At 63.9% G+C, this 14,963-nt stretch carries 12 protein-coding genes; 11 read left to right on the top strand and 1 reads right to left on the bottom strand.

Annotated elements, in window-relative coordinates:
• The first annotated feature begins 309 nt into the window (after positions 1-309).
• The 10 genes from ACXWUF_RS00060 (at position 310) to ACXWUF_RS00015 (ending at position 11,977) form a co-directional block, all read left to right on the top strand.
• The gene (locus ACXWUF_RS00060) at positions 310-546 is read left to right on the top strand and encodes a hypothetical protein (protein ID WP_458492596.1); all 237 of its coding nucleotides are present in this window, start codon (positions 310-312) and stop codon (positions 544-546) included.
• A gap of 138 nt (positions 547-684) precedes the next feature.
• Positions 685-861, top strand: coding sequence for a heavy metal translocating P-type ATPase metal-binding domain-containing protein (locus tag ACXWUF_RS00055; protein WP_458492595.1), 177 nt, complete (start codon positions 685-687; stop codon positions 859-861).
• Between the two features lie 101 nt (positions 862-962).
• A complete protein-coding gene (locus tag ACXWUF_RS00050) occupies positions 963-1,418 on the top strand; it encodes a hypothetical protein (protein ID WP_458492594.1) in 456 nt (151 codons plus the stop codon).
• A 174-nt stretch (positions 1,419-1,592) separates the two neighbouring features.
• The gene (locus ACXWUF_RS00045; protein ID WP_458492593.1) at positions 1,593-2,210 is read left to right on the top strand and encodes a hypothetical protein; all 618 of its coding nucleotides are present in this window, start codon (positions 1,593-1,595) and stop codon (positions 2,208-2,210) included.
• Positions 2,211-2,226: 16 nt separating this feature from the next.
• Positions 2,227-4,692 (top strand): heavy metal translocating P-type ATPase, encoded by a 2,466-nt coding sequence (locus tag ACXWUF_RS00040; protein ID WP_458492592.1) that lies wholly within the window; start codon positions 2,227-2,229, stop codon positions 4,690-4,692.
• Positions 4,693-4,694: 2 nt separating this feature from the next.
• The gene (locus tag ACXWUF_RS00035) at positions 4,695-5,222 is read left to right on the top strand and encodes a LabA-like NYN domain-containing protein (RefSeq protein WP_458492591.1); all 528 of its coding nucleotides are present in this window, start codon (positions 4,695-4,697) and stop codon (positions 5,220-5,222) included.
• A gap of 609 nt (positions 5,223-5,831) precedes the next feature.
• Positions 5,832-8,696, top strand: a complete 2,865-nt coding sequence (locus ACXWUF_RS00030; protein WP_458492590.1) for a DUF7948 domain-containing protein — start codon at positions 5,832-5,834, stop codon at positions 8,694-8,696.
• A 64-nt stretch (positions 8,697-8,760) separates the two neighbouring features.
• On the top strand, positions 8,761-9,135 hold the full coding sequence (locus ACXWUF_RS00025) for a DUF423 domain-containing protein (protein WP_458492589.1): 375 nt from the start codon (positions 8,761-8,763) through the stop codon (positions 9,133-9,135).
• Between the two features lie 84 nt (positions 9,136-9,219).
• Complete coding sequence (gene rdgC, locus ACXWUF_RS00020) at positions 9,220-10,134, top strand: recombination-associated protein RdgC (RefSeq protein WP_458492588.1); 915 nt, start codon at positions 9,220-9,222, stop codon at positions 10,132-10,134.
• A 22-nt stretch (positions 10,135-10,156) separates the two neighbouring features.
• Positions 10,157-11,977 carry a L,D-transpeptidase family protein gene (locus tag ACXWUF_RS00015; RefSeq protein ID WP_458492587.1) on the top strand — a complete coding sequence of 607 codons (1,821 nt, stop codon included), beginning with the start codon at positions 10,157-10,159 and terminating at the stop codon, positions 11,975-11,977.
• On the opposite strand, the gene ACXWUF_RS00010 is transcribed toward ACXWUF_RS00015, so the two are convergent.
• Positions 11,974-12,246, bottom strand: a complete 273-nt coding sequence (locus ACXWUF_RS00010) for an oxidative damage protection protein (protein WP_458492586.1) — start codon at positions 12,244-12,246, stop codon at positions 11,974-11,976. The genes ACXWUF_RS00015 and ACXWUF_RS00010 overlap by 4 nt on opposite strands.
• 531 nt (positions 12,247-12,777) lie before the next feature.
• Between ACXWUF_RS00010 and ACXWUF_RS00005 the strand changes: the two genes are divergently transcribed.
• A complete protein-coding gene (locus tag ACXWUF_RS00005) occupies positions 12,778-14,295 on the top strand; it encodes a phosphatase PAP2 family protein (RefSeq protein WP_458492585.1) in 1,518 nt (505 codons plus the stop codon).
• Positions 14,296-14,963: the final 668 nt, after the last annotated feature.

The following is a 14,963-nucleotide window of genomic DNA, read 5'->3' as shown; positions in this document are numbered from 1 at the left end:
ATTTACCGTGCGTATTGGCCCGGCATGGTCGAACCTAGCGAATTAGCAAGACTTGAGCCAAGCTTGGCCAAGCGCATCCCGGTAAGATAGCCTCACGGCAGCCCACCAGGGAAGCCAGCCAAGCCAGAGCCGGGTGCGGCATATGCCGCACCCATTGTGGATTTTCCCCTTGCCGGAACCTAAGGCATCGCCCTCCTAAACGCCAAGGCCATGAAATCACGCGGGTTTCGGAACTGGCACGAAGCTTGTTCCACTTGTCGGCAATGATTTATTTCGCCCACTTCAATAGTCGTTAAGCGAGGTTCCAACATGGCAACAAGTAAGGCTCTGGCTCTCCCCCAACCGTCCAACTCCGGTGCGTTGCTACTCGGCACGGGGTTGGCGTTCGCCTCCATCATCCTGCTGCCGGCCTTCGCCGCACGCCTCGGATTGGACGCGGCCCTGACCGGCGCCATGCGCATCGCCCTGATGCGCGCCTCCAGCCGGGTGGTCAATGGCAAGAACAGCCACGGGGAAACCGCGCCCGACAGCTTTAATTGCCATTAACCACCCGCCCCGAATCCGAATAATCGCTTCCCCCTTGGCAATGCGCCCCCCTTAACCGGGAGGCGCATTTTTTTGTCCCGCCTATTTTTGAATGTGCGGTTATCCTTAGGGGCGTGTTTTCTGCCACCACCAAAAGCCATGAACGCCACGATTTATCACTGCGATCTTTGCCAACTGCCCGTGGAGTCCACCGGCTTCGAACTGTTCACCGTCGAAGGCCGCAAGCGTTTTTGCTGCGAGGGATGCGAGGGCATCTTCCGCATGTTGCACGAGGACGAGATTCGCGACGAGCCACCCACGCCGGACCCCGGTTGATTGCCGTACATTAGCGCTTTCTACTAGAATCCCGCCGGTTGGACAGCCGGACTGATCCGGCCAAGTTTCTTTCACCCTAACCACTCATTCACGAGAGAACCATGGCACACGTACACGGGGCGGCCGCCGCCGCCAAAACCGCTGGTGCCCATGCCGCCCATGCGCATCACGCCGCCCATGCCGCCCATGGGGCCAGCAATATGGGCGCGATGATGGAACACGCCGGGCACATGCTGGCGAGCGCGCCCAAGCACGCCGCCACGGGCGCCGTCGTCGGCGCCGCCACTGTTGCAGCCACCACACAATCGGGGAAAAGCCTTATGAGCATATTAGCCAGACATCCGCTACTCATTTTCAGCGCCGGCATCGCCGTCGGCTATTTGGCCCACAAGTACCGCAAGGAGATCATCGAGAACGCCACCCGCGCCACGGAAAAGGGCAAGGACTTCGTGCTGCAACAGCGCGAGAATCTGGAAGACCTGGTGGCCGAATGCAAGGATTGCGCGGAAGGCTCGCACGAAGCCGACCTGGCCGACGACGCTCCCGGAGCGGCTTGACCCATTAACCAGCGGTTAGCCAAGGCCCGCCCGGACAACCCATCCCCCTCTCCCTCCGGGAGAGGGTTGGGGCGCGGGAACCAAAAGGATTCTGCTCTTTTTGCCCCCGCCCAAACCTTCCCCCCGGATGACAGGGTGCGAATCTCGTAAACCCTGACCGTTGCAGACACGCCCATGTCGCTTCAACAACACGTCCTACTCCGCCACCAATCCGAAGGCCACCTACGCTTCGCCCTGCCCGCCGTGCTGTGTACGCCCGGCCTGGGCGAGCGGCTGGTTTCGGGATTGCAATCCATGGAAGGCATCTACCGGGTGGACCTCTACGCCCGGCAGAACAAGCTCTCCATCCGTTTCCTCGACACCGTGTGCGACTTCGCCGCCGTGGTCCGACGCCTGTACGCCCTGATCGGGGAACTGGCGGGCAAAGCCACCGGGACCGCGAAACCCAACGCCTCGACCGGCGCTTGCTGCGCGGAAGAATCGCGCTCGCTCCAACCGCAAGCCGCCGCCTCAGGACTCGCCGAATGGGTGCGCGAGAAGCTGCAAGAAGCGCGGGAGACCGTCACGGCGCTGGGCATCCTCGCGGGCGGCGGTTTCAAGGCCGTCAGCCAAAAGCCCCGCTGGATGACCGAGTTCTTCAACGACCTGTTGATGCTCTACCTCATCAAGCTCCACTGGCACCACATCCTCTATCTGTGGCTGCCGAATCCCTGGCAGCACCGCTATGAGTGGATGGCGACCTTTTACTTGATCTACCTGTCGGTGCAAGCCCGCTTGCCCAAGCCCGCCTGATTCTTAGGAGTCCCCCATGCACGCCGCCCCCGCCGCGCCGGTCGGTTTCGAACCGCGCCATTTCCGCATCGAACACCAACTCCGGCGGCGGGTGCGCGTCGTCGCCCAGAGCCTCCGCAAGGACGCGGAGCGCCTCTACATCCTGGAAATCCTGCTGCGGAAACGCAGCGGCATTAAAGCCATCCGGGTGGTGCCGGACATCGGGTCCATGACCATCCATTTCGACCCGGCCCGCCTGCCCAGGACCAATCTCTACGCCTTGCTGGATGCGGTGATTCCCAACCTAGGCCGTGCCCGCGCCAAGCCGCGCCATATCGGCGAGGTGGACGGCGAGGGCGTGGAGAAGGACATCAATTTCGCCGTCGAGGGCATCTCCTGCGCCTCCTGCGCCCTACTGATCGAACTGGTGCTGCGGCGCGACCCTCGCGTCCGCTCCGCCGTGGTCAACATGGCCTCGGAGTCCGCCACCGTGCGCGGCGCCCTACCGAAGGAGGAGGTCTACGCCGCCGTGGAAAGCCTCGGCTACCGCGCCCTGCCCCTGGACACCGTGGCGCAGCGCAAGCTCCTCGTCGAGCGGGAGGAAAAGCGTCTGGCCGATTCCAAGCGCCGGGCCATCTGGGCCGCTGTCCTGAGCGTGCCCGTGACCATCATCGCCATGGCGGAATGGAAGGGTTGGGTGTGGCGCTGGGCACAGTTGGTTCTGAGTACGCCCATCGTGTTCTGGTCGGGCAAGCCGTTCTTCCAGAAGGCCATCAAGCTCGCCAAGCAGCGCTCGGCCAACATGGACAGCCTGATCGTGCTGGGGGTGGGCGCGGCCTATGTCTACAGCACCACGGCCTTGTTCTTCCGCCGCCCCTATCTCTATTTCGACGCGGCCTCTGGCATCGTCTGCTTCGTGCTGCTGGGCCGTTACCTGGAGGAAAAAGCCACGGGCCGCGCCCACGCCGCCATCCGCCGCCTGCTCGACCTGCAACCGGCCACCGCCAATTTGTTGCGGAACGGGGAAGTCGTCACCGTGCCGGTGGACGATTTGGTGATTGGCGACGTGATCCTGATCCGCCCCGGCGAGAAGGTGCCCACCGACGGCGTGGTGGTCGATGGCCTGTCCACCGTGGACGAGGCCATGCTCACCGGCGAAAGCCTGCCGGTGGTGAAAGAAGCCGGGCACAGCGTGGTCGGCGGCTGCCTCAACGGCAACGGCGCCTTGCAGGTGAGCGTGACCGCCGTCGGCGCCAACACCGTGCTGGCCGGCATCATCCACATGGTGGACCAAGCCCAGTCATCCAAGCTGCCCATCCAGAAAACCGTGGACCGGATTTCCGCCGTGTTCGTCCCCAGCGTCATGGCGATTGGCGCATTAACCTTCGCCAGTTGGCTGCTGGCCGGGGCGGGCTTCACCGTCGCCTTCGCCACCGGTATCACGGTGTTGTTGATCGCCTGCCCCTGCGCCCTGGGACTCGCCACGCCCGCCGCCATCATGGTGGGCACCGGGCAAGCGGCGCAGCGCGGCATCTACATCCGCAACGGCGAAAGCCTGGAAATGGCGACCCACCTCAACACCATCGTGTTCGACAAGACCGGCACCATCACCGAGGGCAAACCCTACGTCACCGACTTCCGCAACGTGTCGAAGCTGGACGACGCGGAACTCATCGCCCTGGCCGCGTCCGCCGAGTTGAACTCCGAGCATTTCCTCGCCAAAGCCGTAGTGGCCTATGCCCAGGAGCAGGGCGGGGCCACCCGCGCCGCCGAAAACTTCGAAGCCATTCCGGGCCGGGGCGTGCAGGCGAAAGTGGACGGCCATGAAATTTTGATCGGCAACCGGGCCTGGATGGAGGAATCCGGCATCGACTTGGAACCCTTGCAAGGCCGCGCCAACACCCTAGCCGAACAAGGCAAGACGCCGGTGTTCTGCGCCCTCGATGGCGAAGCGGCGGCGCTGTTCGGCATCGCCGACCGGCCCCGCGCCGACGCCGCCGAGGCCATCGCCCGACTCAACCGGCTGGGCGTGCGGACCCTGATGGTGACGGGCGACACCGAAGCCACGGCCCAATTCGTCGCCGGACTCGTGGGCATCACCGATGTCATCGCCCACGCCCGCCCGGAGCGCAAGCTGGAAATCGTCCGCGAATTGCAAGCCCAGGGCGCCAAGGTGGGCATGATCGGCGACGGCATCAACGACGCGCCGGCCCTCGCCGCCGCCGACGTGGGCTTCGCCATCGGCACCGGCACCGATGTGGCCATCGAGACCGCCGACCTCACCCTGGTCAGCGGCGACATCACCAAGGTTGCCGCCGCCATGGAACTCAGCGCCGACACCCTCAAGGTCATCAAGCAGAACCTGTTCTGGGCCTTCGGCTACAATACCCTCGCCATCCCCATTGCCGCCTTCGGCAAGCTCAACCCCATGATCGCCTCCCTCGCCATGGCCTTGAGTTCGGTTTCCGTGGTGATGAACTCCCTCCGCCTACAGAAGAAATGAGCATGAAGCGGGTCATCGTTTTCCTTGATTACAGTAATTTTCACCAATCCCTGACGAAGCTCACCGACGGGGCGTTTCCCGAGCGCGCCCGCTTCGACTTCCAGAAGTTCGTCCAAGCCCTGACGCGGAACATGGACCTCATCAAGGTCTACTTCGTTTGTTCCAGTGCCGCTGGCAGCGGTTCGGGACTCCAGCGCTTCTATGACTGGCTGGACGGTCAGGAATATTTCTACGTGAAGCACTTCGAGCGGCGGGCCAACGAATACGGCGAGCAGCGCGAGAAACAGGTAGATGTGTATCTCGCCACCCAGGTGGTCGCATTGGCCTACGAGAACGCCTACGACATCGCCATGATCGTCAGCGGCGACGAGGACTACGTGCCGGCGGTGGAGATCGTCCATCAGAAGGGCAAGGTCGTGACGGTGGTGTCCTCGTCCGCCATGCTGAGCGACGCGCTGCGGAAGAAGGCCGACCGGGTGCTGCTGGTGGATTCGGCGGGGGATTTGAATTACATCAACTTCTTGTCTTGAGCGGGAGCGTCATACGCTGCCGCGCTACGGAAGGCTTCTCCGCTTGGATGGCGGCACGTCCACAGCCGGTCCAGCACTGACCGAAGCCGGGACTACGAGCCATAAATTTCGGCTTTTGGTTGGGGGAGCTATTCCCGGAAATCGCCTAATTCCGGGAAATTGTTTTCGGCCCCATCCTTATGACCCTCACCCTAATCCTCTCGCTGCTAGCGGGTGGCCGCCGGGCCATCCATCCCAGCGAACCCCACCCAATACAAAACACTGAGTTTGCTGAATCAGTCAGGCCCGATTCGGATAGCCAACTGACGCCGTCCGGCTGCTCGAACTGATGCGAGAACGGCTGACCCTGGTAGTCACTGCCCCGTCACACAAGCTATTCTTAACGGCAGCTCCGGGCGCATCCTTGACGCCAACGGCATTACCCACAGGGTCCGGGGCACGGCGATTGCGCCATTGAGCGCCGCCACGATAAGAAAAACAACCGCCACTCAATCCATGCATCCCTGGGGGCTTCGTACCGGGACCGCACGGCTGATAAACAAGGGCGGTGCCTTTAAACCTTGGATACCACAGCAATCACTCCTACCTAATTCCGAGGAATCACACACCATGCCCGCAATCACTCGCCGTCCCCCGATCCGACGGATTAAACCCCTGGTGCTGGCGCTATCGACCGCCGCGCTGACCGCCCTGACGCCCGGCTCGGGCCAGGCCCAATTCACTCCCCCCCAGGCCACCGTCCAGTTGGATGGCCTGAACCTACCCTTCATCGCCAACGCCGGGCAGACTGACCCGCGTGTGGGGTTCTACGCCCAGACCTTCGCCGGCACGGTGTACGTCACCCGGAACGGCGAAATGGTCTACTCACTGCCGCCGACCCAGCCGGGTGGACGCGGCTGGACCCTGGTGGAACGCTTTGAGCGGGGCCAACCCCGGCCCGCGGGCGTGGCGCCCGGCGTCAGCCATGTGAGCTACATCAAGACGAAGAACGGCGAGGCGGTGACGCGGAACGCCGACACCTTCGGCGGCGTGGCGCTGGGCGAGGTCTTCCCCGGCGTGCGGGTGGAACTGCGCGCCCATGGCAAGAACGTGGAGAAGATTTACACCGTGGCGCCCGGTGCCGACCCGGCCCGCATCCGCATGGGCGTGGATGGCGCGGGATCGCTGAGCGTGGCGCGGGACGGCGGCCTGCTCGTCAGCACGGGCAATGGCCCGGTGCGATTCAGCCCCCCGCTGGCCTGGCAGGAAAGGGACGGCCACCGGACGCCGGTCAAGGTGAGCTACAGACTGGACGGCGCCGGCTATGGCTATGGCTATGCGCTGGGTGGTTACGACCAGCGCCGCCCGGTCATCATCGACCCCCTGTTGCAAGCCACTTATCTGGGAGGCAAGGGCGCGGAAACGGCCAGCGCCATCACCATCAACAGCGACCCGGAACTGGGCGGGGTTTATGTGCTGGGCAACACGGCGGGACTCACCAACACCTTTCCCGGCACCAATGGCGGCGTCCAGGAAGATCAGCAAAACGAGAACGCCGCCTTCATCGCCAAATTGAGCATCACCCGGCCCGATCCCGACGACCCCGGCGTGCAAATACAGTCCTTGCAGCAATTGGAGCAGGCCACCTACTTTGATAGCGCGGACGGCTCGCCCCTGCACATCAAAGGCGTGGTCGTTCATCCAAAATCCCAGGACATCTACCTGTGGGGCACCGGCAGCCCCCTGGCGATTCCCGCCATGCAGAACGGTGCGCGGGCGCTCAACGACGAGGCCAGCGTGTATTTCGTCACCCGGCTCTCCGCCGGGCTGGGACGCCTAAAGCAATCCAGCCACATCGCGGCCCACGCGCCGCCCGACAAGGCGGATTCCAAATCCAGCGTGATTAACGGCATCGCCATCCATCCCGGCAGCGGCGACCTTTATTTCGCGGGCGCGGAATCGGCCCCGGCGCCGGGCACCGCCGACGCGCTGCTGGTCCGTTTGACCGAATCCCTGACCGTCTTCGCACAGGTCAAGACCTTCGGCAGCCCCGGCGCGGACGTTGCCAACAGCCTCGCCATCCATCCCGGCAGCGGCGATGTCTATGTCACCGGGCAAACAGACTTCACCGGCTTTACCGGCACCGAGGGTGGCTTCCAGCCCGCCCTCGCCGCTGGCGCGGCCTCCGAAACCAAGCCGGACGCTTTCGTGGCCTCGCTGGCGGCGGACCTCGGCACGGTGAAGCAAGCCACCTATTTGGGCGGCGCGGGCACCGACCAAGGCCGCAAGCTGCTGTTCAATACCGACGGCTCCATCCTATACCTGTGGGGCGACACCGCCTCGACGGACTTCCCCGTCCTGGCCGGACCCGGCTATGCGGGCACAGAGGGAGCCAGCCAGCCCTTCTTGGCCACGCTCTCCCCCGATTTGAAACGGCTGACCCAGTCGCGGATCGCCGTGGCCGCGTCGCCCACCCGGTTCGACATGCTCCGCAACCCAATCTCCGGGGATGTGTTCGCCATTGGCGACTTCGCCATCGACGGCAGGATGGCCCGCCCCGGCCTCCTGCGCTTCTCCGCCGACCTGGGCAGCCTCGCTGGCAAGGCCGCGCTGTTCGCCGGCAACGACACGGAACACCAAGGCGTCGCCTACGCCATCGCGCCCGTGGACCCCAAGACCGGCGATTTGTACGTCCTCGGCAACGTGACGACCAGCACTCCGTCGCCCCTCTACCCCGGCACCAAGGGCGGCTATCAGGACAAACCCGCCGCCGGTGGCCCGGATATTTACGTGGCGCAGTACACCACCCACGACATCAGCAACCTGGACACCCTGCCCGATGAGTTCTCATTCGCGGCCAGGACCAACGTTGGAACATCCTCCGTGCAGACCTCCGACCCCGTCACCATCAACGGCATCGAGGCCCCGGTGCCCATCGGCGTGGTCGGCGGCTCGTACTCCATCGGCTGCAACGGCAAGTTCAGCAGCGCCGAGGCCACCATCGGCAACGGCCAGACGGTCTGCGTGCGGCACACGGCGGCCTCGACGCCCGCCACCCGAACCGACACCACCCTGACGGTGGCGGGCCTGGCCGCCGTGTTCTCCAGCACCACCGTGGCCTCCCCCGGCGGTGGAGGTGGAGGTGGAGGCGGTGGCGGTGGCGGTGGCGGTGGCGGGGGTGGCGGCAGCGCCAATGACACCTTGCCCAAGGCGTTCAAGTTCAAAGCCAAGGCCAAGGCCGCGCTCAACGCCCAGGTCAAATCCAACACGGTCACCATCACCAAGATCAAGGTCGGCAAGGCGCCGGTCTTTATCAGCGACGGGGAATATTCAATCGGCTGTTTGAACAAGAAATTCACCACCGCCGACGGGGTCATTAAAAACAACCAGAAGCTCTGCGTCCGCCACCGCAGCGCCACCAAGCGCAGCACCTCCGTGACCACGGAACTGAACGTGGGTGGATTCGTGGCGAAGTTCATCAGCACGACGAAGTGATGGCCCCGCCCAACGGGGTGGCTTGCCGGTAAACTACGGCTTTTCGGCAAGCCACCCTACCCCCATGCACCGACATTTCCTTTCCCTCGCCGCCGTGAGCGCCTTCCTCGCGGTGGGCTTCGGCGCCTTTGGCGCCCATGGACTCAAGCACCTCCTGACCGACGCGCAAATGGCGGTTTACAAAACCGCCGTCGAATACCACATGTGGCACGCCCTGGGGCTGGGCCTCGTGGGCCTGCTGGCGGAGCGGCACCCGGACGCCCGGCTGCTCCGCTGGGCGGGCTGGCTGATGTTCGGCGGCATCGTGGTCTTCTCCGGCAGCCTGTATGTGTTGTGTCTGACCGGCGCGACCTGGCTGGGCATGATTACCCCCTTCGGCGGGACCGCCTTCCTGGCCGCCTGGCTGATGCTCGCGGTGACGGCATGGCGCCTGAAGTAGCCGGTGGGACGCAACAGCGCCGGATGACAAAGCCGCCACCACTCGCCATAATTCCGCCCTTTTTCACCCAGCCCTAAGCACACTATGTGGTTCAAAAATCTAGCCTTACTGCGCATCACCGAACCGTTCACCCTGACCCCGCCGGAACTTGAGGAGCGCCTGGAACAACGCCGCTTCCGCCACTGCGGCAGCCTGGAGCCGGTCAGCGTCGGCTGGAGCGCGCCGTTGGGCAAGGACACCTTTCCCTTGGTCCACACGACCAATGGCTTCATGATGCTCTGCCTCCAGAAAGAGGAAAAAATCCTCCCGGGCCAGGTGATCAACGAGATCGTGGCCGAGCGGGTGGCGGAGATCGAGGAGGCGCAGGGCCGACAGGTGCGCAAGAAGGAGCGGGACGGCATCCGCGACGAAGTGCTGCAAGACCTGCTGCCCCGGGCGTTCAGCTTCAGTAAACGTATCTACGGCTACCTTGACCCGAAGGGCGGCTGGCTGGTGGTGGACAGCGCCAGCGCCAAGAAGACCGAGGAATTCGCCTCGGTGCTGCGGCAGGTCTTGGGATCGTTGCCGGTGACGCCCCTCGCCACCCGCGAGCGGCCCAGCGCCTTGATGACCCAATGGCTGACGGAGGAAGGCCCGCCCCCCGGCGTGACCCTTGAAAGCGAGTGCGAGCTACGTTCCCCGGAGGAGGATGGCGGCATCGTCCGCTGCCGCAAGCACGACCTCTCCGCGCCGGAAATCCAGAACCATCTGGAAGTGGGCAAGGAGGTCATCAAACTCGCCATCACCTGGAACGACCGCGTCAGCTTGGTGCTGGACGAAGCCCTGACCATCAAGCGGCTGCGGTTCCTCGATTTGGTGCAGGAAGAGGCGGCGGACGTGGAGGCGGGCGACGCGGTGGAGCGCTTCGACGCCGACTTCGCCGTCATGAGCCTGGAAGTGGCCGAATTCTTGCCTAAACTGGTGGAAATATTCGGTGGCGAGAACGCGCCGACGAAATAATCTCACGCAGGTAAAACCAACGATGTCGCGGAATCAAAAACAACCAACACACGCCGCTTGGTGGGGATCAGTCCGATGGGCGGTCGCCCTGCTGGCCTTGGGCACCCCGTTCACTTACGCGGATGTCCCGCTCAACGAGGTCGTGCCCATCGAAGGGGACGCGCCCGCCGTGGATTACGACACCCCCGCCAGCCAGCCCTTCTCCAACGGCGGCGACTCCCTCTGCACCCATGGCGGGGCGCGGTCCCTGACCATTTTTCCGGGCAGCGACCTGGTGGGGGAAAACCGCTTCATCCCGGCCCTGCCCAAAGACTCCCTGTACGACATCGCCTGCCGCTACAACGTCGGCGTGGAAGAAATCTTCCTCGCCAACGATCCCTTGAACATCGACCACTGGTTGCCGGGCGATGGCACCAAGGTTCTGATTCCGCAGCACTTCGTCCTGCCGGACGCCCCCCGCGCCGGCATCGTGGTGAACATCCCGGAAATGCGGCTGTATTTCTACCCCGTCAAGTACGCGCCCATCGTGAAGAAAGCGCCGCCCCCGAAGCCCAAGCCCGCCGTCGCCAAGGCCAAGCCCGGCGCGAAAGGCAAACCCGGCGACAAGGGTAAGCCCGCCGTCGTGGTCAAGGCGCCGCCGCCCCCGCCGCCCAAGCCCGTCGAACCCACCGAGGTGGGCGAGCCGCTCGGCCCGGCGGGGGAGGTGATTAGCTTCCCCATCAGCATGGGCCGGATGGACTGGCGAACGCCGGTCGGCAAGACCCGCATCGCCGCCAAGGTGAAAGACCCGACCTGGACGCCGCCCGAATCCATCCGCCGCGAACACGCCGCCAAGGGCGACATCCTGCCCGCCGTGGTGCCCGCCGGCCCTGAGAATCCCTTGGGCCGCTTCGCCATGCGGCTGGGCGTGCCCGGCTATCTGATCCACGGCACGGAAGCCAACTTCAAGTCCTTCGGCATTGGCCTCCGCGTTACCCACGGCTGCATGAGGATGTACAACGAGGACGTGGCCCGGCTGTTCCCCATGGTGTCCGTGGGCACGCCGGTTTATCTGGTGAACCAGCCGGTCAAGCTGGGTTGGCAGGGCGACAAGCTGTACATGGAAGTCAGCCGCCCCTTGGACGAGGACTCGGGCATTCCCCCGGAGAAGCCGGAAGAGGACATGACCGAGGCGGAGCTGGCGCGGGAAGACGCCAAGACGCCCGAGCAGATCAAGGCCGAAGAGAAGCGGAAGGATCAAATCCGGGCCGTTTACCTGCAACGGCTGGCCCTGGACCTGATTCAAAAGGCGCACGCCAAGCGGCCCATCCTGTTGGACCGGGAAGCGGTGCGGAAGGCCGTGGCGAGTCCGACCGGCCTGCCCGTGGAAATCGGCAAGGCGGAGCCTCCGCCGCCTCCGCCCATGGAAGCCCTCCCCGAGACCTATCCGCCGACCCAGGTCAGCCCGCCACCGACGCCGCCCGCGAGCCAGTATCCGTCCGCCCCGCCCCGTTATCCCTATGGCGGGGCGGGGCAGCCCGTGCCCCGGCCACCTGTGCCCGGCGCTTATGGCGGCGTCCAAACGCCCCGGCCCGCGCCGCCCCCGGCCCAGCCCGGCCAAACGCTGCAATACCCCTACGGGACGGGCCAGGCGGCGCCCCGCTACGAAAACCGTCCGGCCACGCCGTCGGCCCAGTCCCCTTACGGGTCCACGCCACCGCCCTCCCGGACTTACCCGCCCCAGCCTTACGGCACCGCGCCGGAAGCCACCCCGGCCCAGACCTATTCGCCCGACCAAGAAGGCGCCCCGGACCCCGAGGCACCCGATCCCTACGCGCCGGACGACGAGGAGCCGACCAACTAATTGGCGGGGGGCTTATAGCCCTCCGGCATCTGGCTGGCGCCGCCGAACAGGAACTTGTCCCGCTCCTCCGCCAGGAATTTGCGGGCCTCCGGTTCGAACGGCGTCAGCCGGTGTTCGTTAATCAGCATGGTTTGCAGCTTGAGCCATTCCTGCCATGCCTGTTTCGAAACGTTCTCGTAAATCCTTTGTCCCTGCTGGCCGGGGAATGGCGGCTTGTCCAGCCCCTCGGCTTCCACGCCCAAGCGGGCGCACTGCACTGTGTGTGTCATCGCTAATCTCTCGGTTGAATTGGGGGAAGGGATTTTAAATGAGCGGCGGCGGGGGTGGCAGCGCATTTTTACGCTTATCGCCGTTCCACGCTTTGTTTGGCGAATCCATATCCCAAGCTCCATGCCCTCCGTGCGGATGTGCCCGATTTATCCGGGCACCGGCGCATTCTTGGTAATCGGTATTCATGTGCGCCATCGCGCTGTTATCGACACCCAAAATCCTAACAAAATCCAATCGTCAGATACTGGATTCATGAGTGGTATTCCCTACGCTGCCGGAAATATATTGACAGCTTGACAGGTCAGAATTAACTTCTCCGCCGATGTATAGATTTAATGGGCGTAAATAACTTATACAGCTCCCTGTTAATATTATGAAAGCCAGATTTTTGTTGCTTATTTGAAACCCCCAAAATTCAGCAACGATACCGAGGTCCGCCCAGCATAAATCAGCCTGGCCGCTATACCCCCGAGTTCTGTTTCATCCGCATTTTCAATAATGGAATAACAACTCTCACAGGAGGAGAGGACATGAGCCTGAAACAAGATTGCAAGCTTGTTGTGTTGATGCTGACCGCTTTCTTTCTAGGACTAGCCCCGCCGGTCTCGGCCTGGGCATCGAGCATCGTCAGCCCCGCCGGTAGTTTTGATCCCGACGCCGTACCGCGCTCGGAGTTGTTGGATAGTCAGCCCAAGTCCGGCCTTGACATCGTCCGGCGCTGGAACAGTATCGCCATTGATGCTGGTGCCATCGACCACGCCCGGTATCTGGAACAAGAAGGGCCGACGCGGACCAGCCGGGCGCTGGCCATCGTACAGATCGCCGTCTTCGACGCGGTGAACGCCATCGTCGGCGGCTACCAAAGTTACACGGACCTGGAACCTGCCCGGCCCGGCGCGTCTTTCGAGGCCGCCGTGGCGCAGGCCGCTCACGATACGCTGGTGGCGCTCTACCCTTCCCAGGAAACCCGCTTCGACCGCTGGCTGGCCGAAGACCTGCGTGGCATCCCCCAGAAGGCGCGGGCGCGGGGCGTTGAACTGGGGCAGGAAGCGGCGGCGGAGATTCTGGCCCTGCGGGAGGATGACGGGTCACAGATTCCCGATCCGCCCGCCGAGGGGTTCGAGAGCGATAGGCCGGGCAAATGGCGGCGGGACCCGGTCAGCATGAACCCCATCGCGCTGGGCGCCTATTGGGGGAAAGTGGAGCCGTTCGTGATGAGGTCGGGCCGCCAGTTCCGGCTGCCGCCGCCGCCCGCGTTGACGAGTGAAGCCTACGCCGACGCCTTCAAGGAGGTTAAGCTGCTGGGCGGGGTCGGTTGGCCCATCACGCCGACCTCGCGGACCCTCCCGCAGACCTTGGTGGGGGTTTATTGGTCCTACGACGGCACGCCTTACGTGGGTACGCCGCCCCGTGAGTACAATCAGATCATCGTCCGCATCGCCGATAAAAAAGGCACGGAGGCGGCGCCGCTGGCCCGCCTGCTGGCGTTGGCGAATGTCGCGATGGCCGACGCCGCCATCGCGGCCTGGGATTCAAAGTACTACTACCGATTCTGGCGCCCGGTCTCAGGGATACGCGCCGCCGACGAGGATGGCAACCGCCAGACCAGCAAAGACCCGAACTACACGCCGCTCGGCGCCCAGGCCAGCAACCTTCCCAACACGCCGGATTTCACCCCGCCGTTCCCGTCGTATCCGTCCGGGCACGCCACGCTGGGGGCGGCCATGGCCCAGGTTCTCCGCGATTTTTATGACACGGACAGGGTCTCGATAGGCCATGTGTCGGCGGAACTCAACGGCAAGACCCTGGACTTCGCGCCGCCCTTCCCGCCGGCTTTGCCAGTCGAGCCGCCGAGCGACACGGGCCGGGTCCGGCCCTTGATCCCGCGCAGCTATGCGTCGATTTCCGAGATCGAGTGGGAGAACGCCCGGAGCCGGATTTTCCTGGGCGTTCATTGGTCGTTCGACGCCACCAATGGAATTACCCTGGGGGAGCAGGTCGGGGACTACGTTTTGCAGAACGCCTTCCTGCCGGAGGATGAGCATTGAGTTGAGGGGTTGGCGGGCCGTCGCTCGTGGTCCCGGCCCTTCGACTCCGTTCAGGACAGGCTTCAGCCGGTTTTCCCCAGTTCGTAGGTTGGGCATGTATTCCATGCCCAACATTCTCGGGGACGGAACGATGGCGTCGGGCATGGGTACATGCCCGATCTACGGGACTTGGCAATTTGAATCTTGGCGGCTTCCCATTCGGCTAACAACGGTTCCCGGATAACCGGATCAACCAAGCGCATAATGGATTCCCGGTCGGTATAGTGCGCCCCCAATTGCGAACGCTTGGCCGGGTCCAAACCCCGCTCGAATAATATCCCAAAAATCGCCGGTTCGATATTGCTCAAATCCAAATGCGAAAGCGCCAAAAGCTGTTTGAATTCCGCCCCGGTCAACGGCAAAGTATCCGCATCATTGAATAACCCGCCGTTGAAGCAGTCGATAACCTCAACCCCGAACGCCCCACCTTGCGCCATCGCTTGGAATAACCCTTTCAGCAAAGCCTCCCCCCTGATGCGGGGCTTTCGTAGCTGTCAAGACCCGTGAGATTGTCTACCGCCGAAACGAATAATTCTGGCTTTCTCTCGCGCCATTCGGCGAGGGCGTTAATGGGGGCGACATGACCCAGCGCCCGCTGGGGGATGGCGTGATTGTAAATATCGGCATAG

The organism is Methylomagnum sp. (genome assembly GCF_054333355.1).
The sequence above is the reverse complement of the archived record's forward strand: the minus strand, read 5'-3'. Positions and strand labels throughout refer to the sequence as shown.

Coding starts and splice junctions, on each gene's coding strand:
- ACXWUF_RS00060 (WP_458492596.1), top strand. CDS start 310: ATGGCAACAAGTAAGGCTCTGGCTCTCCCCCAACCGTCCAACTCCGGT.
- ACXWUF_RS00055 (WP_458492595.1), top strand. CDS start 685: ATGAACGCCACGATTTATCACTGCGATCTTTGCCAACTGCCCGTGGAG.
- ACXWUF_RS00050 (WP_458492594.1), top strand. CDS start 963: ATGGCACACGTACACGGGGCGGCCGCCGCCGCCAAAACCGCTGGTGCC.
- ACXWUF_RS00045 (WP_458492593.1), top strand. CDS start 1,593: ATGTCGCTTCAACAACACGTCCTACTCCGCCACCAATCCGAAGGCCAC.
- ACXWUF_RS00040 (WP_458492592.1), top strand. CDS start 2,227: ATGCACGCCGCCCCCGCCGCGCCGGTCGGTTTCGAACCGCGCCATTTC.
- ACXWUF_RS00035 (WP_458492591.1), top strand. CDS start 4,695: ATGAAGCGGGTCATCGTTTTCCTTGATTACAGTAATTTTCACCAATCC.
- ACXWUF_RS00030 (WP_458492590.1), top strand. CDS start 5,832: ATGCCCGCAATCACTCGCCGTCCCCCGATCCGACGGATTAAACCCCTG.
- ACXWUF_RS00025 (WP_458492589.1), top strand. CDS start 8,761: ATGCACCGACATTTCCTTTCCCTCGCCGCCGTGAGCGCCTTCCTCGCG.
- rdgC (WP_458492588.1), top strand. CDS start 9,220: ATGTGGTTCAAAAATCTAGCCTTACTGCGCATCACCGAACCGTTCACC.
- ACXWUF_RS00015 (WP_458492587.1), top strand. CDS start 10,157: ATGTCGCGGAATCAAAAACAACCAACACACGCCGCTTGGTGGGGATCA.
- ACXWUF_RS00010 (WP_458492586.1), bottom strand. CDS start 12,246: ATGACACACACAGTGCAGTGCGCCCGCTTGGGCGTGGAAGCCGAGGGG.
- ACXWUF_RS00005 (WP_458492585.1), top strand. CDS start 12,778: ATGAGCCTGAAACAAGATTGCAAGCTTGTTGTGTTGATGCTGACCGCT.